Source organism: Rhodopseudomonas sp. NSM (assembly GCF_052445935.1).
Classification (GTDB): Bacteria; Pseudomonadota; Alphaproteobacteria; order Rhizobiales; family Xanthobacteraceae; genus Rhodopseudomonas.
On sequence record NZ_JBQTCH010000003.1, the window covers coordinates 303,663 to 328,737 of the forward strand.

The 25,075-nt window shown below is 65.8% G+C and carries 20 protein-coding genes and 1 pseudogene; 15 read left to right on the forward strand and 6 right to left on the reverse strand.

Annotated elements, in window-relative coordinates:
• Positions 1-4 precede the first annotated feature (4 nt).
• From ACTZWT_RS09785 to ACTZWT_RS09800, 4 genes are all read left to right on the forward strand, one after another.
• Entirely contained in the window at positions 5-1,402 is a 1,398-nt protein-coding gene (locus ACTZWT_RS09785; RefSeq protein ID WP_444769482.1) for a CoA transferase, read from the forward strand.
• 295 nt (positions 1,403-1,697) lie between these two features.
• A complete protein-coding gene (locus ACTZWT_RS09790; protein WP_444769483.1) occupies positions 1,698-2,939 on the forward strand; it encodes an efflux RND transporter periplasmic adaptor subunit in 1,242 nt (413 codons plus the stop codon).
• A gap of 209 nt (positions 2,940-3,148) precedes the next feature.
• Positions 3,149-6,271, forward strand: a complete 3,123-nt coding sequence (locus ACTZWT_RS09795; protein WP_444769484.1) for an efflux RND transporter permease subunit — start codon at positions 3,149-3,151, stop codon at positions 6,269-6,271.
• Positions 6,272-6,498: 227 nt separating this feature from the next.
• On the forward strand, positions 6,499-6,771 hold the full coding sequence (locus tag ACTZWT_RS09800; protein WP_444769485.1) for a hypothetical protein: 273 nt from the start codon (positions 6,499-6,501) through the stop codon (positions 6,769-6,771).
• 193 nt (positions 6,772-6,964) lie between these two features.
• Here ACTZWT_RS09800 and ACTZWT_RS09805 read toward each other — a convergent pair whose 3' ends face one another.
• The 3 genes from ACTZWT_RS09805 to ACTZWT_RS09815 all read right to left on the reverse strand — a co-directional run bounded on the left by ACTZWT_RS09805 (position 6,965) and on the right by ACTZWT_RS09815 (position 10,188).
• Positions 6,965-8,383, reverse strand: a complete 1,419-nt coding sequence (locus tag ACTZWT_RS09805) for a TolC family outer membrane protein (RefSeq protein WP_444769486.1) — start codon at positions 8,381-8,383, stop codon at positions 6,965-6,967.
• Between the two features lie 201 nt (positions 8,384-8,584).
• Entirely contained in the window at positions 8,585-9,364 is a 780-nt protein-coding gene (locus tag ACTZWT_RS09810) for an enoyl-CoA hydratase (protein ID WP_444769487.1), read from the reverse strand.
• Positions 9,365-9,459: 95 nt separating this feature from the next.
• Positions 9,460-10,188 carry a hypothetical protein gene (locus ACTZWT_RS09815; protein ID WP_444769488.1) on the reverse strand — a complete coding sequence of 243 codons (729 nt, stop codon included), beginning with the start codon at positions 10,186-10,188 and terminating at the stop codon, positions 9,460-9,462.
• 279 nt (positions 10,189-10,467) lie between these two features.
• Between ACTZWT_RS09815 and ACTZWT_RS09820 the strand changes: the two genes are divergently transcribed.
• The 6 genes from ACTZWT_RS09820 to ACTZWT_RS09845 all read left to right on the forward strand — a co-directional run bounded on the left by ACTZWT_RS09820 (position 10,468) and on the right by ACTZWT_RS09845 (position 16,854).
• A complete protein-coding gene (locus ACTZWT_RS09820; RefSeq protein WP_444769489.1) occupies positions 10,468-11,013 on the forward strand; it encodes a sigma-70 family RNA polymerase sigma factor in 546 nt (181 codons plus the stop codon).
• A gap of 2 nt (positions 11,014-11,015) precedes the next feature.
• Entirely contained in the window at positions 11,016-11,654 is a 639-nt protein-coding gene (locus ACTZWT_RS09825) for an NrsF family protein (protein ID WP_444769490.1), read from the forward strand.
• 123 nt (positions 11,655-11,777) lie between these two features.
• Positions 11,778-12,125 (forward strand): DUF2946 family protein, encoded by a 348-nt coding sequence (locus ACTZWT_RS09830; protein ID WP_444769491.1) that lies wholly within the window; start codon positions 11,778-11,780, stop codon positions 12,123-12,125.
• Between the two features lie 57 nt (positions 12,126-12,182).
• The gene (locus tag ACTZWT_RS09835) at positions 12,183-14,405 is read left to right on the forward strand and encodes a TonB-dependent receptor family protein (protein ID WP_444769492.1); all 2,223 of its coding nucleotides are present in this window, start codon (positions 12,183-12,185) and stop codon (positions 14,403-14,405) included.
• A gap of 38 nt (positions 14,406-14,443) precedes the next feature.
• Entirely contained in the window at positions 14,444-16,657 is a 2,214-nt protein-coding gene (locus tag ACTZWT_RS09840; protein WP_444769493.1) for a TonB-dependent receptor family protein, read from the forward strand.
• On the forward strand, positions 16,657-16,854 hold the full coding sequence (locus tag ACTZWT_RS09845; protein WP_444769494.1) for a hypothetical protein: 198 nt from the start codon (positions 16,657-16,659) through the stop codon (positions 16,852-16,854). Before ACTZWT_RS09840 ends, ACTZWT_RS09845 begins: the two co-directional genes overlap by 1 nt.
• Before the next feature lie 7 nt (positions 16,855-16,861).
• Here the strand turns inward: ACTZWT_RS09845 and ACTZWT_RS09850 are convergent, their stop codons facing one another.
• Positions 16,862-17,977, reverse strand: a complete 1,116-nt coding sequence (locus ACTZWT_RS09850) for a DUF2336 domain-containing protein (protein ID WP_444769495.1) — start codon at positions 17,975-17,977, stop codon at positions 16,862-16,864.
• A 37-nt stretch (positions 17,978-18,014) separates the two neighbouring features.
• Positions 18,015-19,160, reverse strand: a complete 1,146-nt coding sequence (locus tag ACTZWT_RS09855) for a GGDEF domain-containing protein (RefSeq protein ID WP_444769496.1) — start codon at positions 19,158-19,160, stop codon at positions 18,015-18,017.
• A gap of 394 nt (positions 19,161-19,554) precedes the next feature.
• On the opposite strand from ACTZWT_RS09855, the gene ACTZWT_RS09860 reads away from it, so the two are divergent.
• The 5 genes and pseudogenes from ACTZWT_RS09860 (at position 19,555) to ACTZWT_RS09880 (ending at position 23,622) form a co-directional block, all read left to right on the forward strand.
• Positions 19,555-20,124 (forward strand): sigma-70 family RNA polymerase sigma factor, encoded by a 570-nt coding sequence (locus tag ACTZWT_RS09860; protein ID WP_444769497.1) that lies wholly within the window; start codon positions 19,555-19,557, stop codon positions 20,122-20,124.
• A complete protein-coding gene (locus ACTZWT_RS09865) occupies positions 20,121-20,921 on the forward strand; it encodes a hypothetical protein (protein WP_444769498.1) in 801 nt (266 codons plus the stop codon). Before ACTZWT_RS09860 ends, ACTZWT_RS09865 begins: the two co-directional genes overlap by 4 nt.
• Before the next feature lie 22 nt (positions 20,922-20,943).
• A pseudogene (locus ACTZWT_RS09870) lies at positions 20,944-21,573 on the forward strand (peptidase S8); the annotation flags it as partial.
• A 124-nt stretch (positions 21,574-21,697) separates the two neighbouring features.
• Positions 21,698-22,657, forward strand: a complete 960-nt coding sequence (locus ACTZWT_RS09875; protein ID WP_444769499.1) for a S8 family serine peptidase — start codon at positions 21,698-21,700, stop codon at positions 22,655-22,657.
• Between the two features lie 419 nt (positions 22,658-23,076).
• Complete coding sequence (locus ACTZWT_RS09880) at positions 23,077-23,622, forward strand: TIGR03809 family protein (protein ID WP_444769500.1); 546 nt, start codon at positions 23,077-23,079, stop codon at positions 23,620-23,622.
• Positions 23,623-23,634: 12 nt separating this feature from the next.
• Here the strand turns inward: ACTZWT_RS09880 and ACTZWT_RS09885 are convergent, their stop codons facing one another.
• Entirely contained in the window at positions 23,635-24,597 is a 963-nt protein-coding gene (locus ACTZWT_RS09885) for an alpha/beta fold hydrolase (protein ID WP_444769889.1), read from the reverse strand.
• Positions 24,598-25,075 lie beyond the last annotated feature (478 nt).

Below are 25,075 nucleotides of genomic sequence, written 5' to 3' on the forward strand. Positions count from 1 at the left end.
CACGATGCAATCTCCCCGCGATCTGCTCGCCGAACTGTGGACCTCCGTCGGCGGCGATGCTGCCGCGCTCGACGCCGTCACGCTCACCGGCGACGAGCCGCAATTGCCGTCGTCATTTCGGGTCGGCGCGGCGGCGCAGGTGTCGATCGCCGCGAGCGGGCTTGCTGCGGCGGAGATCTGGCGGATGCGCAGCGGACAATCACAGAGTGTCAGCGTCGAAATGCGCCACGCCGCGATCGAGTGCCGCTCCGAACGCTATCTGCGCCGCGACGGCGAACCGCCGCCGCCGATGTGGGATCCGATCGCCGGCGTGTACCAGGTGAAGAACGGCCGCTTCGTCCGGCTGCACACCAATTTTCCGCATCATCGCGATGCCGTCTGCAAGGTGCTCGCCTGCGCGCCGGAGCGCGCGGCGGTGCAGGCGGCGCTGCTGCAATGGGACGGCGAGACGTTCGAGACTGCGGCCTACCAGGCCGGCGGCGTCGTCGCGCTGATGCGGTCGCGCGACGAATGGCAGGCGCTGCCGCAGGCCGCGGCGGTCGATGCGCTGCCGCTCGTGGACATCATGCGGATCGGCGACGCCGCCCCAAAACCATGGCCGGCGGGCGAGCGGCCGCTCGCGGGCCTGCGCGTGCTCGATCTCTCGCGGGTGATCGCCGGCCCGGTCGCAGGCCGCACGCTGGCGGCGCACGGCGCAGACGTGATGCTGGTGTCGAGTCCCGAGCTGCCGTCGATCCCCTGGCTGGTGATCGACACCGGCCGCGGCAAGCTGTCGAGCTACGCCGAACTGACGACGGCGGAGGGGCACGCCGCGCTGCGCGGTCTGCTGGCCGAGGCGGATATCTTCTCGCAGGGCTATCGCCCGCAATCGCTGGCGGCGCTCGGCTTCTCGCCGGAGGATGCCGCTGCGATCAATCCGGGCATCGTCTACGTCTCGCTGTCGGCCTACGGCCGCAACGGACCTTGGGCGACGCGGCGCGGCTTCGACTCGCTGGTGCAATGCACGACCGGCTTCAACCATGCCGAAGGGCAGGCGGCCGGGGTTGCGGGACCGAAGGAATTGCCGATGCAGATCCTCGATCACGCCACCGGCTATCTGATGGCGCTCGGCGCGATGATCGCCAAGGCGCGGCAGGCGCGCGACGGCGGGAGCTGGCACGTTCAGGTGTCGCTCGCCCGCACCGGCGAATGGTTGTGGGACATGGGGCGTCTCGCGCAAGGCCTCGCCGCGCCGGACATCACGCCGGATCTGGCGGCTGCGGTACTCGAGGACGTTCCTTCTGGATTTGGGACGCTGACGGCCGTGCGTCACGCCGCGATCCTGTCCGCGACGCCGGCGTATTGGGCGCGACCTGCGGTGCCGCTCGGCAGCGATCCTCCGCGCTGGCCCGCCCGGGGATGATCAAGATATGGAAACCATCCACCAGCCTGTCTCCGGAGTTGAGCAGGAGTAATCGATCAACCGCAACTCGGCTACCTCACTCACCAAGGATATCGCCCTCGGCAAGTCGGTCATTAATGCTGCGTTCAGGTTCTGGCCTCTAACCAACCGGATATCCTGACCGTCCGCCGCCAACGGCCGCTAACGGAATGTTGCGCTACGGAACTCATCTGCCCTTACGTCGATCCACCTTTGTGGTAAGCGTGTCATAGTTCGGCACTATCAGTCGCCGGGAGGCAACGCGGTGATCAGGCCCATGTTGAAGCACGTTACGCGAAGACTGCGACGTGTGACGCGGAAGCGGCTGGTGCTGACCGGCTGCCTGGTCGTCGGTGTCGCCGTGGCCGGCTCCATCGTCGCGGACCGCTACGCAGCCACCGAGGTCCATTCGGAGATCTCCAGCCAGTCGCGCCGCAGCGCCGATCGCTACACGCCGAGCGCATCTGAGTGGGCGAGCCTGACGATCGAGAAGGTAAGCGATTTCAGCTTCCGCGCCGAACATATCACCGAGGGAAAGATCGCGATCGACGAGGACCGTTCGACGCCGGTGTTCTCGCCCTATGCGGGGCGGGTGACGAAACTGCTGGCGCGCCCCGGCGACCACGTCGTGCAGGGTCAGCCGCTGTTCACGATCGAGGCGCCGGACACGGTGCAGGCGCAGAACGATTTCATCGTCGCCGCCACCGCGCTGAACAAGGCGAAGTCGCAGCTCGAACTGGCGCAGTTTCAGGACAAGCGCGCGCGCGATCTGTTCGACGGCAAGGCGGTGCCGCTGAAGGATTATCAGCAGGCGCAGGCGACGCTGACCAGTGCGCAGAACGACATGCAGTCGGCGACCACGGCGCTCGAAGCCGCGCGCAACCGGCTGCGCATCCTCGGCCTCAGCGAGAGCGCCATCACCGCCTTCCAGGACAAGGGCAGGATCAACCCCGAGACCACCATCCATGCGCCGATCGCCGGCACCGTGGTGCAGCGCAAGATCGGACCCGGGCAATACGTCAATGCCGGCGCCAGCGACCCGGTGTTCGTGATCGGCGACCTGTCGACGGTGTGGCTCACCGCTTTCGTCCGCGAATCCGAGGCCGCCGACGTCGAGGTCGGCCAGGACATCAGCTTCCAGGTGCTGGCGTTGCCCGGCCGCACGCTGACCGGGCGTGTCAACTACGTCGCCGCCGCGATCGATCCGGCCACGCGCCGGCTGATGGTTCGCGCCACCATGGACAATCCCGACGGCGCGCTGAAGCCCGAAATGTTCGCCAATGTCACGATCTACTCGGCGTCCGACCATCCCGCGGTCGGCGTGCCGCGCACCGCGCTGATCTACGAGGGCGACCAGGTCCGGGTCTGGGTCGCGCGCGACGACCGCTCGATCGAACTGCGCACGATCAAGCCGGGACTCACCGCCGGAGGTCTCGTCGAAGTGATCGGCAATCTGCAGCCGGGCGAAAAGATCGTCACCAAGGGCGCCCTGTTCATCGACCGCGCCGCCACCGGTTGAGGTTCGCGGGTGCTACTCGCGCGACGATACGACGACTGCTTCTCTCCGTTCCCTTCCTTGCTCGATCCTTCGTCTTCCCGGCCCGAGAACAATCTTCTGCGCCACCTGTCACAGAGTTCATTTGAACGGCGCGTGACGATGGGGGAGAGGAAGGTCGCACGACCCGCCGCGCTTCGCGCTCGCCTGCCTGCCTGAAAGGTCCGATCCGGATGGGTCGCCTCGTTGCCCTTGCTGTCAACCGCCGTTTTCTGATGGTCGCGATGTTCCTGCTGGTGATCGCCGGCGGCACGGTCGCCTTCAGGCAGCTCAACATCGAGGCCTATCCCGATCCGACGCCGCCGATGGTCGACATCGTCACGCAGAGCGCCGGGCTGTCGGCAGAGGAGGTCGAGCGCTACATCACGATTCCGATCGAGGCCCAGGTCGCCGGCATCAAGAACCTGAAGACCATCCGCACCATTTCACTGTACGGCCTGTCCGACGTGAAACTGCAGTTCTCGTTCGACTACACCTATGACGAAGCTCTGCAGCAGGTCCTGAACCGGCTGTCGCAACTGGCGCCATTGCCGGGCAACGCGCAGCCGGGAATCTCGCCGCTGAGCCCGATCGGCGAGGTTTTCCGCTACCGGCTGGTCGGCCCGCCCGGCTACAGCGTGCTCGATCTCAAGACGCTGCAGGACTGGGTGCTGCAGCGTCGCTTCCGCGCCGTGCCGGGCGTGATCGACGTCACCGGCTGGGGCGGCAAGACCAAGACCTATGAAGTTCAGGTCGACTTCAACAAGCTGGTCGCCAACGGCCTGACCCTGCCGCAGGTGCTGCAGGCGGTGTCCAATTCCAACATCAATGTCGGCGGCAACACCGTCGATATCGGCGCGCAGTCCGCGGTGGTGCGCGGCGTCGGCCTGATCCGCTCGATCGACGATCTCGGCAGCACCATGGTGGCCTCGAGCGGCGGCAATCCGGTGCTGATCAGGGACATCGCCAAGGTCAGCGTCGGCGAGAAGCCGCGGCTCGGCATCGCCGGCATGAACCAGGACGACGACATCGTCCAGGGCATCGTGCTGATGCGGCGTGGCGAAAAGAGTTCGCCGACGATCGCGCGGGTCGAGCAGACGGTGAAGGCGATCAACGCCTCCGGCGTGCTGCCGCCGGGCGTGCGAATCGAGCGGATCTACGACCGCAAGGACCTGATCGACACCACCACCCACACGGTGCTGCACAACATGGTGGTCGGCATCCTGCTGATCGTGTTCCTGCAATGGGTGTTTCTCGGCGATCTGCGCAGCGCGCTGATCGTCGGCGCGACGATTCCGTTCGCGCTGTTCTTCGCGGTGATCATTCTGGTGCTGCGCGGCGAATCCGCCAATCTGCTGTCGGTCGGCGCGATCGATTTCGGCCTGATCGTCGACGCCACGGTGATCATGGTCGAGGCGATCTTCCGGCGGCTGTCGCATACGACCGTATTGTCGCCGGAGGAGCTCAGCCAGATCTCCGCCGAGACGGTGATGGGCATGAAGAGCCACGCCATCCTGTCGGCGGCGGCCGACGTGTCGCGTTCGATCTTCTTCGCCGCGGCGATCATCATCGCGGCGTTCCTGCCGCTGTTCACGCTGTCCGGCGTCGAGGGCAACATCTTCAGCCCGATGGCGCGGACCTATGCCTACGCGCTGGCCGGCGGCCTGCTCGCCACCTTCACCGTGACGCCGGCGCTGTCCGCGATCATCCTGCCGGCGCATGTGAAGGAGACCGAGACCTTGCTGATGCGCTGGCTGCATCGCTTCTACACGCCCTTGCTCGCCTGGGCGGTGGCGAACCGGCGGCTGGTGATGGCCGGCGCCGTCGGCCTGGTGCTGCTGACGGCGATCGCGACGCGCTTCCTCGGCCTCGAATTCCTGCCCAAGCTGGAGGAGGGCAATCTGTGGGTGCGGGCGACCCTGCCGCCGACGATCTCGCTCGCCGAGGGCCACGGCTACGTCAACCAGATGCGCAAGCTGATCGCGACCTTCCCCGAGGTCGAATCGGTGGTGTCGCAGCACGGCCGTCCTGACGACGGCACCGACGCCGCCGGCCTGTTCAACGCCGAATTCTTCGCGCCGCTCAAGCCGGCGTCGCAATGGCCGGGGTCGAAGGACAAGGACGATCTCACCGCGCGGATGCTGAAGCAGCTCCAGGAGAGATTCCCCGGCGTCGAGTTCAATTTCTCGCAGTATCTGCAGGACAACGTCTCGGAAGCGGTGTCCGGCGTGAAGGGCGAGAATTCGATCAAGCTTTACGGCAACGACCTGCAGGCGCTCACAGACACCGCCAACAAGATCAAGTCGGTGCTGGCGACGGTGCAGGGCGTCACCGATCTGGCGGTGTTCACCTCGCTCGGCCAGCCGACCATCCAGATCGACGTCGACCGCGCCCGCGCCGCGCGCTACGGGCTGACGCCGGGCGACATCAATGCCACCATCCGCGTCGCGATCGGTGGCGACAGCGCCGGCGATCTCTACGAGCCTGGCAGCGACCGGCATTTCCCGATCATCGTCCGTCTGGCGCCGGAGTATCGCAAGAGCGCCGAGGCGATCCACAATCTGCGGATCGGCGTGCAGGGCCCGAACGGCATCACGCAGATTCCGCTCAGCGAGGTCGCCTCGATCCAGCTCGTCTCCGGCGCGGCCTACATCTATCGCGAGAATCAGGAGCGTTATCTGCCGATCAAGTTCTCGGTGCGCGAGCGCGATCTCGGCAGCGCCATCAAGGAGGCGCAGGACAAGGTCGCGGCGCAGGTCCAGTTGCCGCCGGGCGCGCGCGCCGAATGGGTCGGCGAGTTCGGCAATCTGCAGGACGCGATCAAGCGGCTGTCGATCGTCGTGCCGATCAGTCTGGTGCTGATCGGCGTGCTGCTGTTCTTCAATTTCGGATCGTTCACCGATACCTTGCTGGCGATGAGCGTAATCCCGATGGCGATCTTCGGCGGCGTGCTCGGGCTGCTGGTGACCGGCATCCCGTTCAGCGTGTCGGCCGCGATCGGCTTCATCGCGCTGTTCGGCATCGCGGTGATGGACGGCATCATCATTCTGTCCCAATACAACCAGCTGATCGATCAGGGCCTCGACCGGGTCCGGGCGATCCTCCGCACCGGCGAGCTGCAGTTACGGCCGGTGCTGATGACCTGCGTGGTGGCCGGCGTCGGGCTGTTGCCCGCCGCGGTGTCGAGCGGCATCGGCTCGCAGGTTCAGAAGCCGCTGGCGATCGTGGTCGTCACCGGGATGATGCTCGCCCCGGTAGTGATCCTCGTCACATTGCCGGTGCTGATTTCCTACTTCTCGCGCCGCCGCCTCGGATGATTACTTAGCCGGCCTCGTAGTTGTGCGAGCGTCCGCGTCCGCAGCCTTCGCAACAGCAGCAAAATCAGCAGGATGTTTGTTGCATTGCGATGACACGGCGCTCGCCGAGCGTCGCGTCATTTAAACGCATCCGCCGATTGACTTGGGTCAAGCTGCGAGCGTGCACGGCGTGACACGATGCAACCATGGCTAGACTATTGGTATACCGATGTCCGCAAAACGGTCTGATGACTCAGACCTGGCTCGCCGATGAAGTGGCGGGCAGAGATCGGCTGACCTACGAGCCGGTCTTTTGTCTCGCCTGCTCGCAGCAGCATTTCATCTGCGTCGAGACCGGCCGTGCGCTCGGCGACCGCGTCGAGGCGGTGACTGCGACCCATGGCCCGACGTTTCCGCCGGGGCAGGCCAAGGCGCGCCTCGGCAGCCCGCGTGAGACGGCAGATGCGTTCAGCGCGCGGGCGATTCCCGCACCGGTCGCGGATCACGCCAAGGCGCACTGAGCAGCCGAGGCGCACTGAACAAGCCAAGTCGCCGATGAAAACCAAGCCAAGTCGCCAATGAAATAATGGCGCGCTGAACAAAAACCGCGCGCCGTGTTGGTGGATCCTGCAGGAGGCTGCTCCGGACGTGTGGGGCAATACCCGGCACATCCACGGATCTTGCGGCCGCGTTCGGCCGGCGACGCGGTCGGCGCTACTGACCGGACGGCGTACGCAGGCCGTGCCAGGCGTCGCGCACCTGATGATAGTGAACGTCCGGCAGATAGTCCGGCGTGTTGAGCTTCAGCGTCTTGACGTCGAGCCGGCCGATGGCGCTGAGCAGCGTGTAGGACGCGATCACCCGATCGCGCTGCGCGCCGATCAGGCGCGCGCGGGCGAGCGTGAGATCCTGCTGCGAATTCAGCACATCGACGGTGGTGCGCTGGCCGCCTTGCGCTTCGCGGCCGACGCCTTTCAGCGCGATCTCGGCGGCCCGCACTTCGGCTTCCGACGCGCTGACGGCGATTTTGGCGCCCTCGTTGCTGACCCACGCGCCGACCGCCGCCGTGCGGGACTGATTGCGGATCTGGTCGAGCACCAGCCGGCTCTGCGCGGCGATTTCCTTGGATTGCCGGGTCTCCGCGGCGGCGAGTCCGCCGTCGTAGATCGGCGCGGAGATCTGGCCGAGGATCGAGGCTTGGTCGGTGCCTTTGGTGCCGAGCGTCGAATCGGTGTCCCGGCTGCGACTGGCGTTGCCCTGCAGCGTCACGCTCGGCAGCAGGCTGCCTTCGGCCACCTTGATCGTTGTGGTGGCGACGTCGACGTCGTAGCTCGCCGCCAGCACTGCCGGGTTGCCTTGCATCGCCAGCGAAATCGCATCCTCGCGGCTCCGCGGCAGCAGCCGGTCGACCGGAGAGGCGGGGCTGAGCCGCGACGGCGGATTGCCGATCACCTGCGCGTAGGTCGCCTCGCTGACGGCGAGGTTCACTTCGGCAGCGTTGAGGTCGGCGCGGCCGCGGCTGAGCCGCGCTTCGGCCTGCGCCGTATCCGTCGGCGTCACATCGCCGGCGTTCAAGCGCTTGTTGGTGATATCCAGTGTCTGGCTGAGAAAGTCGACGTTGGCTTTCTGGGCTGCGACCAGCGCCTGGTTGGCGAGCACGTTGGTGTAGGCGGTGACCGCGTCGAGCAGCACGCCCTGTCCGACATTGCGCAATGCTTCGCGACCGGACTTCACCTGAAACTCGGCGACGCGCACGCTGTTTGCAGTCCTGAACCCGTTGAACAGGTTCTGCGTCACGGTGACGCCGATCGTCCACGGCTTCAGCGTTGCGGTCTGGATGGTATTGTCGGGCAGCAGGTTCCGGACCGCCTGCATGCCGACGCCGAGACTGGCGATGATTTGCGGCCGGTAACCAGACAGCGCCGCCGGCACATTCTCGTCGGTCGCGCGCTGCCGGGCGCGTTCGGCATTGAGCTGCGGATTGGTCCGATAGGCTTTGGCGAGTGCTTCGGGCAGTCCCTCGGCGGATACGGGAAACGTCATCGCGACACTGAACGCGGCTGCGCAAGCGCCCGCGAGCGAACGACGTGCTGTCTTTGCGACGCTGCTATTCAATCCTGTCCACCAAGCCATCTGTCCCGCAACAACCCTTCGACATCCGCCCCCGCCGACGCCACCGCATGTTTAGAACGCGCTGCAGCGTGACGCAAATCATCGGGGCGCGCGGACGGCGGTTGCCGCCGCGACTGTGGTCATGGGGCAACGCTGCGGCGATCGGGCGCGCGGCATGATGCGGCTTCCAGCCGCCCCGGGCGCGCGTCCGTCAGCTCGCTGTCAGCGATGCTTGTTGTTCGGCTTGCGCTTTTCGATGAAGGCCGCCATCCCCTCGGAGCGGTCCTCCAGCGCGAAACTCGAGCGAAACAGATCGCGCTCGACAGCGAGGCCTTCAGCCAGCGTGGTTTCCAGCGCACGGTTCACCGCGCTTTTCGCCATTGCGGCCGCAGGACGCGACATCGACGCGATCTTCTCGGCGGCGGCGAGCGCCTCTTCCATCAGCTTGTCGGCGGGCACGAGGCGGCTGACGAGGCCGGCGCGTTCGGCCTCCTGCGCGTCCATCATCCGTCCGGTCAAGCACAGATCCATCGCCTTCGACTTGCCGATGGCGCGCGTCAGACGCTGCGTACCACCAATTCCCGGAATGGTGCCCAGGGTGATCTCCGGCTGGCCGAACTTCGCAGTGTCGGCGGCAATGATGATGTCGCACATCATTGCCAACTCGCACCCGCCGCCGAGCGCGTAGCCGGCGACCGCCGCGATGGTCGGCTTGCGGCAGCGCGCGAGGCGGTCGCCGCCGATCGAGGTGAAGTCCTCGTTGAACATGTCGATGAAGCCCTTCGGCTGCATCTCCCTGATGTCGGCGCCGGCGGCGAACGCCTTGTCGCTGCCGGTGATCAGAATGCACCCGATCGCGTCGTCGGCTTCGAGGTCCTCGACCGCCGCGCCGATCTCGCCGAACACGCCGAAGGACAGCGCGTTCAGCAGCTTCGGACGGTTGAGCCTGATGATGCCGACGGCGTTCTGGCGTTCGACGATGATGAATTCGAAAGTGCTCATAATGGATTCCCGCTCGAGGGCCGGTCGCGGCCGCGGGCAATCTGCCCGCTGGCGGCTCCGGCTTCAAGGGGAGGCGTTCAGGCCATGAACATCCGTCAGGCCATGAACATCCGTGCGGCCGAGGCGAGCGTCAGGAGCCCGCCGGCAGCGATGAAGATCTTGCCGATCAGCGACGCCTTGTCCCATGCGCCGTCGTTACTGGTCGCCGACGACATCTGCGCCGCGCCGAGGGTGACTGGATCCGAGGTCCCCGCGACGGGAATGGCCCCCGTCGAAGCGGGAATCGTTGCCGCCATCACAGCCGGGGGGGTGTCCGCTGCGGCACGGTCGAGTTCGTTGACCTCTTCGGGTGGCACCACCTCGGCGTTCGTCGCGCCATCGGGCGCGGCCGGCGTCTGCTGCGGGGCGACGGTGGACCCCGCCGTCGCGCCGGCTGCGCCTGCGACTGGCGGAAGCTGTGCATTGGCATTGGCGACCGAAGGCGGCAGCGCCTCCGATGGCGCCGTGCCACCGGCTTGCGGGCCGGTCCGGGCGGTGCCGTCCGGCTTCGCGTCGGTCGACGCGGTGGCGCGTTCGTTGTTGTCCGTTTCGTTTTCGGCGGTCGGCTTTGCGGCCTTGGCCGGGGGCGACTTCTTCTTCACCTGTCGGGTGGAACGCGTCGGCTTCTTTTTCTTCACGGCAGCCGGCGTGCTCTGCTGAGCGGCGCTATCCTGCGAGGCGGCCGGCGCCGCGGCTGCCGGCCGGGGCTGCAGCGGTCCCCAAAGACACGCACACAAGCCGGCGGCGATGATCAATCCCGAGCGCCCGATGGCCTTGCTTTTCATGGCAATCTCCCCAGTTTCCAGCCCCGGGCGGCAGAATGCCCCTGCGGCAATGGCGCCACCGGGGCCAAAACATGGGAAATCGGCGCGGAGCCGCGGCAATAATTTGGCAACACTTGTGGCGGACGCCTTAAATGGCATCGTCACCGGCAATGGTGATAAGGAGTTTCGCGATCGAGGTGCGAAGCGGCAGGCCAACCCGTGACGTTCACGACGCCGTGAATGCGCATTTTCGCCCGTAACAAACTGAGTTTGAATTCGAATTGTCTTTTGGGAGCGCGTGTGCGCGGACGTGACGACGAATGGACCGACCTGATGCGGTCGGCCAATGCCGGCGATAGCGTCGCGTATCAGCGGCTGCTCAAGGCCGTCACGCCGGTGTTGCGGGCCGGCGCGCGCCGGGGTCTGGCGCGGGCAGGGCAGCCGATCGATCAATCCGAGGACATCGTGCAGGATATTCTGTTGGCCGTGCATCTGAAGCGACACACCTGGGACCCGGACGCGCCGTTCGCGCCCTGGCTGTTTGCGATCGCGCGCAACAAGCTGATCGACACGCTGCGCCGCCGCGGCCGGCGGGTGTTCGTCAATATCGACGATTTCGCCGAGACGATCCCCAGCGAAGCCGCAGCCGAGACGCTGCCGGCCGGCGAGGTGGCGCGTCATCTCGAGGCGCTGCCACAGCGACAGCGGGACGTGCTGCAAGCGATCGCGGTCGACAGCGCCTCGATCAGGGATACTGCGCAGAAGCTGTCGATGAGCGAGGGCGCAGTGCGCGTTGCGCTGCATCGCGGTTTGTCGGCGCTCGCCGCCAAAATGAGATCGGTCTGACGATGGATACGGATCAGTTCATCAACACGCTCGCCGCCGATTCCGCCCAGCGCGAGCGGCCGGTGGGACAGGTGCTGGCCGCGGCGCTGCTGGTGGCGCTGCCGGTGTCGGCCGCGATGTTGCTGTCGACGCTCGGGCTACGCTCGGATATCGCGACCGCGTTCGGCAATCCGTTCTTCAATCTGAAATTCGTGGTGACGCTGGCGCTGGTGCTGTCGGCGATCACGGTTGCGCTGCACCTGTCGCGGCCGGAGGCAACGGCACGAAGCTGGCGTTTGTTGCTGCTGGCGCCGCTCGCGATCCTCGGTCTTGCGATCGGCGGCGAGGCGATGCTGCCGCACCGCACGTCGATGATGACGCGGCTGGTCGGCCACAATGCGATGCAGTGCCTGACCGCCATTCCGGTGGTGTCGCTGCCGTTGCTGATCGCGGCGCTGATCGGCTTGCGCCGCGGTGCGCCTGCCAATCCGACGCTGGCAGGTGCGCTGGCCGGCATGATCGCGGCGGGCCTCGCCGCGACGTTGTACGCGGCGCATTGCGTCGACGATTCGCCGCTGTTCGTCGCGACCTGGTACACGCTGGCGACAGGGATCGTCGCCGCGATCGGCGCGGTCGCGGGCAGCCGAGTGCTGCGGTACTGAGGTAAATCAGTCACACTGCGGAAGTTTCTAGTTGCGAGCGAGTGTGACTCGCTTTTCGGCTGTGCTAGCAAAACAGCCGGGGAGCTTCTGTTGGGCAAAATTTCAAAAATGCGGGCAACTGCGTTGGGGGCCATTTGGGCCGCCGCCTACGCGCTCGTGCTCAACGTCATCCTCGCCAGCGCTTTGCTCGCGGCGCAATCGCCGGTTCTGTTGCTGGCTGGCGATCAGTTCTGCAACGCGACCACCGACCACCAGGCCGCGCCGGTCGAACCCGGCAAGGCGAAACCCGCGGCGATCCATTGCCCGCTGTGCATCGGGCAGCACGTCGCTGCCGCACCGCCGCCGGTGGCGCCGTCGATCGCGATCCGGCTGGCATTCGGCATCGCCTATGACCTGCCGCGCGTCACGCCGTTCGTCGCGCTGACGCAGAGCCGCGATCACCAGCCACGCGGACCCCCGGCCCTGAGCTGACGACCTGCGCCTTTCGGCGCTCATTGTTCTCGTCACCTCAGTTTCCGGAGTCTATCCATGTCGTCCGCTCGTCCGCGGTCGCGCGGCCTCGTGCTGCTGCAGGCCACTGCGCTGGTTTCCACTTGTCTTGTTTCAATGCCGGCGATGGCACAGAGCCCTCGCGACAGCACATTGCCGCCGGTGACGGTGCAGGCGCCCGATCAGATGCGCCCGGCCACGCCGCGCGCCCGGCAGCGCAGCACCGCGCGCGCGACGCGTGCGGTGCGTAGCGCGCCCCCGGCGCCGCTGCCGGCCGCCGCGCCGGTCGACAGCGCGGCCGCGCGCGGGCCGGCTTTGACCGTGCTCACAGTGCAGCAGGCGCTTACCGACATCCAGCAGACGCCGGGCGGCGTCGCGCTGGTGCCGGCCAACGCCTATCGCAACTCGACGGTCGCCAACACGATCAAGGACATTCTCGACTACGTGCCCGGCGTGTTCGCGCAGCCGAAATGGGGCGACGACACCAGGCTGTCGATCCGCGGCTCCGGGCTGTCGCGCAATTTCCACCTCCGCGGCGTGCAGCTCTATATGGACGGCATCCCGATCAACACCGCCGACGGCTACGGCGATTTTCAGGAGATCGACCCCACCGCGTACAAATACGTCGCGGTCTACAAGGGCGCCAACGCGCTGCAGTTCGGCGCCAATTCGCTCGGCGGCGCGATCAATTTCGTCACCGCGACCGGCCGTGATCCGTTCCCGAACGGTGTCAGCGTCGATGCCGGGGCGTTCGGCTATCGCCGGCTGCAGGCCAATGCCGGTGGCGTCAACGGTCCGTGGGACGGCTACGTCACCGCCTCGACCCAGGCGGCGGAGGGTTTCCGCAATCACAGCGACGGCGAGGCGCACCGGCTCAGCGCCAATATCGGCTACCAGATCACGCCGGACATCGAGACCCGGTTCTATCTCAACGCCAATCACGTCCGGCAGCGGATCCCCGGCAGCGTCACCAAGACCTCGGCGCTGACGTCGCCGGAGACGGCGGCGGCCAACAACGTCGCGCTCGACCAGCAGCGCAACATCGACACGGTGCGGCTCGCCAACAAGACCACGATCCGGTTCGACAACACGGTGGTCGATTTCGGCGCGTTCGGCGTCGATCGCCACCTGATGCACCCGATCTTCCAGTGGCTCGACTATCGCTATCAGGATTACGGCGGCTTCGCCAAGGTCACGGATGATCGCTTCATCGGTGGCTACCGCAACCGGCTGGTCGCCGGCGTCAATCTGCTCAACGGCCGGCTCGACAACAAGCAGTACGTCAATTTCGCCGGGCAGAAGGGCGCGCTGGCGTCGTCCTCGCTCGACAAGTCGACCAACACCACGTTCTACATCGAGAATTCGTTCTACTTCCTGCGCAACGTCGCGCTGGTCGCCGGCACGCAGTATTTGCACGCGACCCGCGACCGGAAAGATCGATTTCTGAGCGACGGCGACGGCTCCGGATCGACCAAATTCGATCTGTGGAGCCCGAAGGCGGGCCTGTTGTGGGACATCGATCCGACCTGGCAGGCGTTCGGCAACATCTCGCGCAGCGCCGAGGTGCCGAGCTTCGGCGAAAGCGCGTCTGGCATGGGGATTCCCACGATCCCGTTCACCAGCATCCGGCCGCAGCGCGCCACGACCTTTGAACTCGGCACCCGCGGCCGCCGGCCTGATCTGGTCTGGGAACTGACCGGCTATCGCGCCGAGATCAAGGACGAACTGCTCTGCATCTACAGCGCATTCGGCAATTGCAACGTCACCAACGCCGATCGCAGCGTGCATCAGGGCATCGAGGCCGGACTTGGCGTCGCGTTCCTCCACAACCTGTTCGAGCGTGGGCCGATACCTGATCGGCTGTGGCTGAACATGGCCTACACGCTGAACGACTTCCGTTTCGACAACGACGCCAGGTTCGGCAACAATCTGCTGCCCGGCGCGCCGCGGCACTATCTGCGCGCCGAACTGCTCTACAAGAACCCGAACGGCTTCTATCTCGGCCCGAATGTGGAGTGGGTGCCGCAGGCCTACTACGTCGACAGCGCCAATACGCTGACGACCGAACCCTACGCGCTGCTCGGCCTCAAGGCCGGCATCGACAATGGCGGGCCGTACTCGATCTACATCGAAGGCCGCAACCTCACCAACAAGGCCTACATCGCCTCGGCCAGCATCATCGACAAGGCCACCGCCTCGTCGCCGCTGTTCGAACCCGGCGCCGGCCGCGCCGTCTATGCCGGCTTCAAGGCGCGCTGGTGATGTGCGGTCCTTCATGCTCTTGTTCGATCGAGTCCGTGATGTCTCGGGTGTTCCCGGGGTCGCGCAGCATCCTGCTGGCGTCCGCCGCCGCGCTGGTTTTGTCCACGCCGCCCGCGATCGCTCAGCGCGGGGCCGACGCACCGTTGCCTCCGGTGACGGTGCAGGCGCCCGATCAGGCGGCGCGTTCCGCGGCGCGGCCCAGGCCGCGTCGCGCGGGGAGCGGGACCCGCGCGGTTCGCGCATCAAATCGCGGCGTTGCGGCGGCAACGCCGGTCGCCGGCGGGCCGGCGACGCCCCAAGGGGCGAGTGGTCCTCCGAGCCTCACCGTGCCGACCACCGCGCAGGCGCGGCAGGAGATCCAGCGCACGCCCGGCGCGGTCGCGCTCGTTGCCGATACCGAGTTCAAGAACTCGCCGGCGAACACCATCAAGGACGCGCTCGGCTGGGTGCCGGGCGTGTTGATCCAGACGCGTTGGGGCCCGGACGGCCGGGTATCGATCCGCGGCTCTGGATTGTCGCGCGCCTACGGCAATCGCGGCATCAACCCCTATATGGACGGCATTCCGATCAGCACCGCGGACGGGCTGTTCGATCTGTTCGAGATCGACCCGACCGCATATCGCTATATTGAAGTCTACAAGGGCGCCAACGCGCTGCGGTTCGGCGCCAATTCGCTCGGCGGCGCGATCAACTTCGTGATGCCGACCGGGCGCGATGCGCCCGAATTCGAAGCACGCGTCGACGGCGGCAGCTTCGGCTATCTGAAATCCGCGACCAGCACCGGCGGCGCCGTCGGCCCGTTCGACTGGTACATGACCATGTCGGCGCAGCGCGAGGACGGTTATCGCGAGCACAGCAAGACGGATTCGGAACGTCTCAACGCCAATTTCGGCTATCAGTTCTCGCCGGATGCCGAGACGCGGTTCTATTTGAATGCCGGTCGATGGCGCTCGGAAATTCCCGGCGAGGTCACCAAGGACGCGGCACTGACTTCGCCGCGCGCCGCGAACCCGATCTGGGTGCAGCAGGACCAGCAGCGCAACATCGATTCGGTGCGCGTCGCCAACAAGACGACGTTGCGATTCGGCGAGACGACGGTCGATTTCGGCGCCTTCGTGCTCGAGCGCCACGTCATGCATCCGATCTATCAGTGGCTCGATTTCCATGTCCACGACTACGGCGGCTTCGCCCGCGCCACCGACGACCGGTTGGTCGACGGCTTCCGCAATCGCCTGGTCACCGGCGTCAACATCCAGAACGGCACCATCGACATCAATCAGTACTGGAACGTCGGCGCGGCCGTGAAGGGACCGCTCGCGGCGTCGTACTTGTGGAAATCGCAGAACGTCTCCGCCTATGGCGAGAACTCGTTCTATGTCCTGCCGAACGTCGCGCTAGTGACGGGCGCACAGTTCCTGCATGCGGTCCGCGACCAGCAGGACAGGTTTCTCTCCAACGGCGACCAATCCGGGCGCCGCAGCTACAATCCGCTCAGTCCGAAGATCGGGCTGTTGTGGGACGTCGATCCGACCTGGCAGGTTTTCGGCAATATCTCGCGCAGCGCCGAGGTGCCGACCTACGACGTCACGACGTTCGCGTCGCCGGCGAGCACCGACATCAACGCCCAGACAGCGACCACCTACGAGATCGGCACCCGCGGCCGGCGGCCCGACCTCACCTGGGACGTCGCGCTGTACCGCGCCGACATCCGCAACGAGCTGCAATGCCTGACGAGTCCCGCGACGCCCGGCGCCTGCACGATCCGCAATGCGGATCGCACCGTGCATCAGGGCGTCGAGGCCGGGCTCGGGGTCGCATTCCTGAAGTCGAGTTTCGCGCAGGACGACCGGTTCTGGTTCAACGTCGCCTACACCTACAGCGACTTCCGCTTCGACGGCGACGCGACCTGGGGCAACAATCGCCTGCCGGCGGTGCCGGCGCACTATCTTCGCGCCGAAGTGCTCTACAAACATCTCAGCGGGTTCTACGCGGGACCGAACGTCGAATGGATGCCGCAGGCGTTCTTCGCCGACAATGCCAACACGCTGACGGTCGACCCTTACGCGCTGCTGAACTTCAAGCTCGGCTACGACCGCGGCACCGGTTGGTCCGGCTATATCGAAGGTCGCAACCTGCTCGACAAACGCTACATCTCGACCGCGATCGCCGTCGAGACGGCGTCGGCCGCGTCGGCACTGTTCAATCCGGGCATGGGCCGGGCGATCTATGTCGGCATGAGGACGCGATGGTGATGCACCGCCGTCTGCGATGGTCGCTCGCTGCGGCAGCGCTGCTGCCGATCGCCGGCACTCGAGCGGAATTCGGCGAGGCTGCGGCGAGCACCGCGAGACTGCATGCGATGTTCGATAGGCCCGGCGTGACTCTCGAGGTCGCGCCGGTGGTCGTCTCCGGCGGGCATGCGATCGCCGGCGCAATGGCGGCTTGGTAGCGCTCGCTCAGGCGGCCGGCGACTTGGTCGCGGCGCTCGATTGCTGCATGTGGTGGAAGCGGAGCACCTGCTGCGCGGTTGCGATGCGCAGCCGCTCGTAGGTGAAGCGACATTCGTCGAGATCGGTGGACATGGCGCCGGTCGCCTCGTCGCGCATCCTGATGATGGCCTTGACGGTCGGCCACGACAGTTTGCAGACCTTGGCGAGGATCAGCAGACCCTCGTCGCGGGATTCGATCATCATCGCCTCGGCGGTCTCGACCGACGTGCCGGCGAGGCAGGCGAGCGCCTGGTTGATCTCGTCGAATTTGCGCTCGTGAGCGAAGGTGTGGACCTGCTCTTCGGTGATGCGGCCGTCTTCGAACAGCGACCTCACCAGCCCGTGGGCAATGCTGGTCTGATGGGTGATCGCCGCCGGCGCGGAGCGCGCCAGCCGCGTCGCCTGCTTCACGGCGGTCGTGACCTCCGAGGCCGCGTTCGGGTTCGCGGCCTTGAGCTTCGCCCGCACCGAGGCCGACGCGATGGCGATCAGCTTCAAATATTGCGCGCGCGGGATCGCCCGTCGGCCGAGCTCGGTGGCGAGGTCGTCGTCCACCTCGGCGCGCTTGACCAGCACCGAATAGCCGTTGTCCGAGAATTCGGCGCCGGGATTCTTGAGGGTGCTCTGCACCACCTGCTGATTGCCGAGTTCGACCAGCACATCGGTCACCGCGCCGCTGAGCGATTTGCGGGTCGAGATCGCCATCATGTGGCTCTGCCCTTTGGTGCGGGCATTGGCGATCAGCGTGGCATCGTCGAGCTGATCCGACTGCGACAGCACCGGCGCCGCGATCTCGATCATGTCCTCGAAGGCGAGATGATGAATGATTCGCGGTGGCGCCTTGACGGGCGCCAGGCGTTTGGCCAGCAGCACCTTTGCATTCGTCTCGATGCTTTTGACCAGACAATTGAAGACGTCGTCGAACACCGCGATCTGGTTGTCGTTGTAGTCGACCTCGCTGTCGAGATAGAGGTCGGTGACGCGGCGCAACGTCTCGACGCGGCGCGCAACGGTGCCGTGCGCCAGCGTGGATTGCAGTTCATCGAGAAGGGTGGCGGCGGAAAGGGCCGATTTCGAGCTCATTACTCTGTCCTGGAGTGACGGGAAGAACCTGAGTTCCTCAGGTCGTGGCAATTCTGTCGCGTCCCTCTTCCTTGGCGGCATAGAGCGCACTGTCGGCGCGGGCCAGTACGGCTTCGGCGGTTTCGTCCGGGGACATCGTCGTGACGCCGGCCGACAGCGTCACCCGCATCCCCGACGAGAATGCCGACCAGTCGAGCTCTCCGACGATTTTGCGCAGGCGGTCCAGCAGCGCGTGGGCCTCCTCGCGCGGCGTGTTCGGCAGCAGCAGCAGAAATTCCTCGCCGCCGTAGCGGCCGAACCGGTCGAAGCTTCGGATGTTGGCGAAGATGGTGATCGCGAAGGTCCGCAGCACCTCGTCGCCGGTGGGGTGGCCGAAGCTGTCGTTGATCCGCTTGAACCAGTCGAGGTCGATCAGAGCGAGCGACAGCGGCGTCGCGCTGCGTTCGGCGCGGGCGATCTCCTCGTCGAGCATCCGCATGATGCAGCGGCGATTGAACGTGCCGGTGAGTTCGTCGAGCTCTGCGAGTTCCTCGATCCGTCGATACGCCTCGCGCAGCTGGACGCCGCGCTTGTAGAGTGACTGCCGCATTGCGCTGGAATACATCCCGACAAACATGCAGCGGCCGATGGTCAGCACCAGCACCAGCATGGTCGCGGTCCGCTCGAGCAGCGTTCCGTTCGGCATCGCGATCGGCGTGTCGGTGAAGACGAACAGCACCACTAGCGCGCCGGTCATCGCCGCCCAGCAGATCAAGCTCTGACTGGTGCTGGCGCGCAGCGACGCAAAGCTGAAGATGATGAACAGCGAGCACAGGAACAGGAACGCGACTTGCGGCACCCAGAAGCAGAAGCCCATCACCAGCGCCACGTTGAGCGCAGCGGTCGGCAGAACCAGATAATGGTCCTTGAAACGGTCGTGGAAGCCGAGTTCGGACAATGCGATGCTGCCGACGATGATGCCGAAGCCGCAGGCGATGTAGGCCGGAACGACGATGTCGGGAATCGTGCCCGTGGAGCTGTAGATCAGCAGCAGGGCGGCGTCGGTGAGGTAGCTCGCCGCGATCAGATCGAACATCTGCCGGCGTTGCTTCATTCTCCGCGCACGGACAGCGAACGTCCGGGCCCGTTCGGCCCCGTCCGCATTGCCCGCTGGCATGCCCGAAATGACGGCAGTTGATCCCATCGCCTGCTTCAACGCGTGTGAGTTGCCGGAATCTACGGGCAAAGCCTTTAGGTTTCGTATCCGCCGGGAACTCGCCGGCCGGCCCGATTAAATGTTTGATGTCTAGACATTTTTTAGAATGGTATTGGGTAACGGCTCGCCTCCTGGTCGTCGACCGGGCCGTCGACAAGTTGCGCAATTCGGTCGGCGGCTTGGTAAGACGTTTCGGGCAGGCTTCGGGCTGCCGAGTCGAGATGAAGCAAGCCGGGATTGCCGGTTTGGAAGAGTTGGACAGGCTTTTGCACTTCTGTGCTCGACCTCACAGACGTGGTGTGGCACCTAGCTACGGTGATAAATTTGCCTTTGACTGTCGAACCTTCCGCGGGTTTCAGCCGACCTATCTGCGAGACGGACAGTGAGTAATAAGCAGGCGACTGCGGACGAAATTCTGATCGCCCGGATTGCTCAAGGCGACCGTTCAGCGATGCAGGTCCTCTATGGCAGGCATCATGTACGGGTGTTTCGCTTCGGGCTCAGGCTGGTGCGGAACGAACAGATCGCGGAGGACCTTATTAGCGAGGTCTTCCTCGACGTCTGGCGCCAGGCGGGGAAGTTCGAAGGTCGGTCATCTGTTTCCACCTGGCTGTTGGCGATCACGCGGTTCAAGGCGCTGTCCGCGCTTCGACGCCGCAAGGATGCCGAATTGGACGACGAGGCTGCCGCCGCGATCGAGGATCCGTCCGACAATCCGGAAGTGGCGGTCCAGAAAAAGGACACGAGCGATGTGCTGCGAAAGTGCCTCGGGGGGCTTTCGACGGACCATCGGGAAATCATCGATCTCGTCTACTACCATGAGAAATCGTTGGAAGAGGTCGCTCATATTGTCGGAATTCCGGAGAATACCGTGAAGACCCGACTGTTCTATGCGCGCAAGAAACTGGCCGATCTGCTGCAGGCAGCCGGCGTGCAGCGAGGCTGGCCATGATGGCGATGAGCAAATCGATGCTGGAGCATCAGGAGCCGGGTGACATCGAGGCGCTGCTGCCTTGGTATGCCGCGGGCACGCTGCCCCCCCGCGACAGCCGACGCGTCGCCGAAGCGCTGGATCGCGATCCTGAGCTTGCCAAGCAATATGCTGCAGTGCTCGAGGAATATGCCTCGACGATCGAACTGAACGAAAGTCTCGGCGCGCCTTCGGCCAAAGCGATGCAGAAACTGTTCGCCGCGATCGACGCCGAGCCGGTGCGTTCTGCCCGCAGCGCATCGCCGCAAATGCAGCAAGGATTCGGCGCTCGGTTCGCCGGATACGTCGCCGGTCTGTCGCCGAAGGTGCTGGCGTGGTCGGCGTCGGTCGCAGGCGTCGCGCTGGTGCTGCAGGCCGGGCTGATCGGTGCGATGGTGGCGTGGAGCCCGGGCAGCGTGTTCGAGACCGCGTCGTACCAGCCGCAGGCCGATGTTGCTCCGGCGCCGCGCGCCGAAACGGCGCGACCGGCCGCGCCCGCTGCGCCGCCCGCCGCGACCGAGCAACGCGTTGCGCCGCTGACCCGTAGCCTGGGCGCCGACAGCGGCCCACGCGTATTCGTGCGTTTCGCGCCGGACGCCCGCGCGTCCGAGATCACGGCGCTGCTCGACGCGTATCAGGCCTCGGTGATCGACAGCAGCAAGGGCGGCATATTTCGGCTGAAAGTCGGGGCCGGCGCAATGTCGAAACAGGATCAGGACAGGCTGATCGCGCGCCTGCAGAACGAGGCGATCGTCACGATGGTGCTGCCCGCGCCTTAGCAGATATGAACCGGAGGCTGCGATGAGCGATCGAGCATGGCAAAGGCCGGCATGGATTGCGATAGTCGCGGCGACGGCGCTGGTGGTGACGGCCGGCTTCGCGCTTGCACAATCGCTGGCGCCTCCAACTTCGACCAACCTTCCACCGGTCGTCACGGCGCCGATCACGCCTCCGGTCAGCACGCCTCCGGTCAGCACGGCACCGATCGTCACGCCGTCGGTCGGCGCCGTCATTCCCGCGCTCCGCCCGCCGGGGCCGGACGTGCTGCCCTCGGTCGAGCGCGAATACCGGCGACTGCGCGATGCGCGGCTGCCGCCGTCGAACTGCAACTATCTCGACAATGGCCGGACCTGCGCCAAGCTATGGGTGATCGACGATTGGCGGACCGTGAGCAAGCACAAGCGCGGCAAGGCCCGGGCCGAACGCGCCCGCGGGGCTCCGTCGCGAAACGTTGCGGCGAAAAGCCAGCGCCCGGCCGTCGCTGATCGCGACCATGTCCCGGGCGAAGTGCTGATCGAATTCGACGGCAGCCTGTCCGAAGTGCAGCTCCGCGCGCTGGCGCGCCGGCACCGGCTTACGCGAATCGGCCGCGATGACATCGCGCTGGTCGGGAGCAGCATCGGCCTGTTCCGGATCAACGACCGCCGTTCGCCGCAAGCGGTGGCGCGCGCGGTCGCCGGCGACAATCGGGTGCGCGGGGCTCAGGCTAATTTCATCTACACGCTGCAGAACGATGCCGCGCCGGCTGCCGCGGACAATGCGATGCTGTATCCGCATGCCCGGCTTCGGTTGCCCGAGGCGCATGCGCTGGCGCGCGGCCGCGGCAGCGGTGATCGATTCCGGCGTCGATATCGACCACCCCGAGCTTTCCGGCGCAATCGCCGGCTCGTTCGACCCGCTCGGTCGCAAGGAAACGCCGCATCAGCACGGCACCGGCATCGCCGGGGCGATCGTCGCGCGCGCCAAACTCACCGGCGGCGCGCCGGCAGCGCAGATCCTGGCGATCCGGGCGTTCGGGGAAAGCAAAGCCGGACGCCAGAACAGCACATCGTTTCTGATCCTGAAGAGCCTTGATTACGCCGCCGGCCATGGCGCGCGAATCGTCAATATGAGCTTTGCCGGGCCGCGGGACCCGCTGATCGCCCGCGGCGTTGCGTCTGCTGCAGCGCGGGGGATCGTGATGGTCGCGGCCGCCGGCAACGCCGGCCCGAAGTCGCCGCCGCTCCACCCTGCGGCCTTGCCGGGGGTGATCGCCGTCAGCGCGACGAGCCCGGGCGATACGCTGTTTTCGGCGTCGAGCCGCGGCCCGCAGATCGCCTTGGCTGCACCGGGCGTGGATATCCTGCTGCCGGCACCGGGCGGCAAATACGAGATGATGACGGGGACCTCGTTCGCTGCGGCGTTCGTGAGCGGCATCGTCGCGCTGATGATCGAGCGCAATCCCACGCTCGCGCCCGATCAGGTGCGCGCCATTCTGACGCAGACCGCGCGTGATCGCGGTCCGCCTGGTCGCGACGATCTGTTCGGCGCAGGCGAGGCGGATGCGTTCGCCGCCGTGTCGCGGGTGGAGCGCATTGCAGCTCCCCTTGCTGCTCCGCCCGTGGCCGAACCTGCAGTTGAGCCGCCCGCCGTCGCGACAGCGCAACCGGCCATACCCGGCGATGCGATCGAGATGCCGTCCGACGTCGACGAGAAGGTCGTCGCTCCGGCGCAGGCCGAACTGCCGGGCCGATAGATCGGCCGGCTCACGTTCGAAAAAAAAGCGGCAGCCGCTTTGAACGTTCGGCGGTGTCTCGATGACCAATCGGTGTGGGAGCGGAAAGCCCCTCCCCAAAAGGCTGTATTCGGCGCGAGCGCCCATCCACCCCAGCGCCAATATGGCTTGACCCGCCCGGTTGTCCCCCCGGGCGGGTCATTTCGTTCCAGCCCGACGCGACGCCTCCGCCCCCGCGTGCGACATCACGCTCCCGCGGGTCTCTGACCGGGGCGCGGCGCATTGGCGAACGAGTCAACCGACCGTTTTCGACTTCATGTCATTACGGGGGCACCACCGCGGCTGGACATGGTAAATTTTTGTTAACAAACTGACTCTTATGCTTGCGTTGATTCGTAAGTTGCGTCGCGTCCGTTTCCCCCTTTTCCGGCGGATTGATCATGGAACCAACCGACGCAGCGCGTGGCCGCGCGATCATCGAGCGCTGGTGTGTGCTCGCGGAACAGCGGCTGGAATACCTGACCGAACTGTTCGAAAGCGGCCGCTGGCGGCGTTTCTTCAGCGAAACCGCGTTTTTGGAAAATATTCAGGAAGCCAAGGCCGCGGTCGAAACCTGGCGCGATCTGCTCTATCGCGAAGCCACGATCGACAACCAGCCGATCGACCTGTCCTGGCTGGGGCACAACAAGAACCTGCCGCCGCGCCCGATCTTCTATCTCAGCGACGAGACGGCCTCCGATTCGGTTCAGACGCTCCGCTTCGCATCGACTCCCGTGACGCCGGCTCTCGAACAGGCGCCGGCCGCGACCGGTGATGAACTGTCGAGCGTGCCGCGATTGAGCATCGTGCCGTCGCCCGAGCCCGAGGGTGACCTCCCGCCGGACATGGTCGAACCGATCGAGAGCGCGGAGCCGCCCGCCTGGCAGCATGCGCTTGATCTCGGCCAACTCGCGCAGCGTTACTCGCTGCTACGCAAAGCAGGTTAGACACCAGACGGCTCAATTCGCCAGGAAATCCAGCACGAGCTGTTTGTAGCGCTCGGGTGCCTCCAGGAACACCAGGTGTCCGGTGCCGGCGATCACCTCCGCCCGACCGTTCGGCATTTCGGCGGCGAGCTGTTCGGCAAGCTGCGCATTCTTCCCCATCTTCGCGCGCAGCGCCTCGGGTGCATTCGGCTTGCCCGGTGCATTGTGATCGTCCGCGCCCATGACGAACAACGTCGGCCGGTCGATCAGCGGGATTTCGTGGGCCACCGGCTCGCGGTAGATCATCTGCGCGGAGGCGACGAAGGCGCGCAGCCAGCGAGGATAGTCCGGGCTGCCCTTGATGTTGAATCGCGCGTCGATGAAAGGGGTGATCTGTTCGGCTGGCAGCTTCAGAGCGTAGTTGGTCTCGAGCTGCTTGCGATAGGCCTCCGGCGTCAGACGGTCCTCGTTCTGGATGATCTTCTCCGTCGGCGTCGGCGGTACGTAGAGCCGGTAATCCTCCAGTCCGATCGGGGCGGTGAGGACGAGATGGTCGACGCGCTCGGGATAGGCGCGGGCGATCCGCACACCGAGCATGCCGCCCAGCGAATGGGCGACGACATCGGCCTTGGCGATGCCGAGCTCGTCGAGCAGCGCGATGGTGTTGCGCGCCAGGTCGTCGAAATGCAGGTCGCCGGCGGGCTTGGACGATTTGCCGAAGCCGATCTGGTCGGGCACCACCACGCGGTAGCCAGCCTCGCTCAGCATCCGGATGACCGGCGCCCAGTAGCTGGACGGAAAATTCCGACCATGAAGCAGTACCACGGTGCGGCCGTTCGCCTGCGCGGGCGCGATGTCCATATACGCCATGGAAAGCTGCTCACGACCCGCGGCGACACCGAAGGCGTGGACCGGATACGGATAGGCGAAGCCTTCGAGATTGATTCCATAAGGCTCGCGCGGCGCAGGCTCCGCGACCGCAGCGGGGAGCGGCATCAGCACGGCAGCGGCGACGAACAGGGGTTTCAGCACGCGAAAATACCTCCGACCGCAGGGAGCTCGGAGATGACGCATCGACGTCCAAGTCGTTCCAATCGACGCCTGTTTCTGTTGGGAGCAGGCGGCCGTCGCTAGACCTTCGGTGAAAGGAAACACCCCTTGAACCGAACTGGACAGCACGACTGCGATCGATCGGGGAAGGCGTGTCATGCGACTTTCATGATTGAAATAGGGGGGTTGTATTGTCCGTTTGATCTCGATCAATTCGTCGGCCGAAGCGTTTGTTTCAAAGCGCAGCTAACTGATCCTTGTATTTGAGCGGCTGTGCGTTTTTCCTCTTTAAACTTTTCAAATGATTTCGGCGCATTCCTCGCTGCGGGACGTCGTCGTCCGTTTCAAACAATCACGCCAGGGGATCCGCTGCTACGACTGTGTTGCGTAGCGTTGCTGCGGATCCGAGCCTGATGTGGCCCCG

Bases quoted from the DNA above. Each gene is read 5' to 3' on its own strand.
- ACTZWT_RS09785 (WP_444769482.1), top strand. From the start codon at position 5: ATGCAATCTCCCCGCGATCTGCTCGCCGAACTGTGGACCTCCGTCGGC.
- ACTZWT_RS09790 (WP_444769483.1), top strand. From the start codon at position 1,698: ATGTTGAAGCACGTTACGCGAAGACTGCGACGTGTGACGCGGAAGCGG.
- ACTZWT_RS09795 (WP_444769484.1), top strand. From the start codon at position 3,149: ATGGGTCGCCTCGTTGCCCTTGCTGTCAACCGCCGTTTTCTGATGGTC.
- ACTZWT_RS09800 (WP_444769485.1), top strand. From the start codon at position 6,499: ATGACTCAGACCTGGCTCGCCGATGAAGTGGCGGGCAGAGATCGGCTG.
- ACTZWT_RS09805 (WP_444769486.1), bottom strand. From the start codon at position 8,383: ATGGCTTGGTGGACAGGATTGAATAGCAGCGTCGCAAAGACAGCACGT.
- ACTZWT_RS09810 (WP_444769487.1), bottom strand. From the start codon at position 9,364: ATGAGCACTTTCGAATTCATCATCGTCGAACGCCAGAACGCCGTCGGC.
- ACTZWT_RS09815 (WP_444769488.1), bottom strand. From the start codon at position 10,188: ATGAAAAGCAAGGCCATCGGGCGCTCGGGATTGATCATCGCCGCCGGC.
- ACTZWT_RS09825 (WP_444769490.1), top strand. From the start codon at position 11,016: ATGGATACGGATCAGTTCATCAACACGCTCGCCGCCGATTCCGCCCAG.
- ACTZWT_RS09835 (WP_444769492.1), top strand. From the start codon at position 12,183: ATGTCGTCCGCTCGTCCGCGGTCGCGCGGCCTCGTGCTGCTGCAGGCC.
- ACTZWT_RS09840 (WP_444769493.1), top strand. From the start codon at position 14,444: ATGTCTCGGGTGTTCCCGGGGTCGCGCAGCATCCTGCTGGCGTCCGCC.
- ACTZWT_RS09845 (WP_444769494.1), top strand. From the start codon at position 16,657: ATGCACCGCCGTCTGCGATGGTCGCTCGCTGCGGCAGCGCTGCTGCCG.
- ACTZWT_RS09850 (WP_444769495.1), bottom strand. From the start codon at position 17,977: ATGAGCTCGAAATCGGCCCTTTCCGCCGCCACCCTTCTCGATGAACTG.
- ACTZWT_RS09855 (WP_444769496.1), bottom strand. From the start codon at position 19,160: ATGGGATCAACTGCCGTCATTTCGGGCATGCCAGCGGGCAATGCGGAC.
- ACTZWT_RS09865 (WP_444769498.1), top strand. From the start codon at position 20,121: ATGATGGCGATGAGCAAATCGATGCTGGAGCATCAGGAGCCGGGTGAC.
- ACTZWT_RS09875 (WP_444769499.1), top strand. From the start codon at position 21,698: ATGCCCGGCTTCGGTTGCCCGAGGCGCATGCGCTGGCGCGCGGCCGCG.
- ACTZWT_RS09880 (WP_444769500.1), top strand. From the start codon at position 23,077: ATGGAACCAACCGACGCAGCGCGTGGCCGCGCGATCATCGAGCGCTGG.
- ACTZWT_RS09885 (WP_444769889.1), bottom strand. From the start codon at position 24,597: ATGCCGCTCCCCGCTGCGGTCGCGGAGCCTGCGCCGCGCGAGCCTTAT.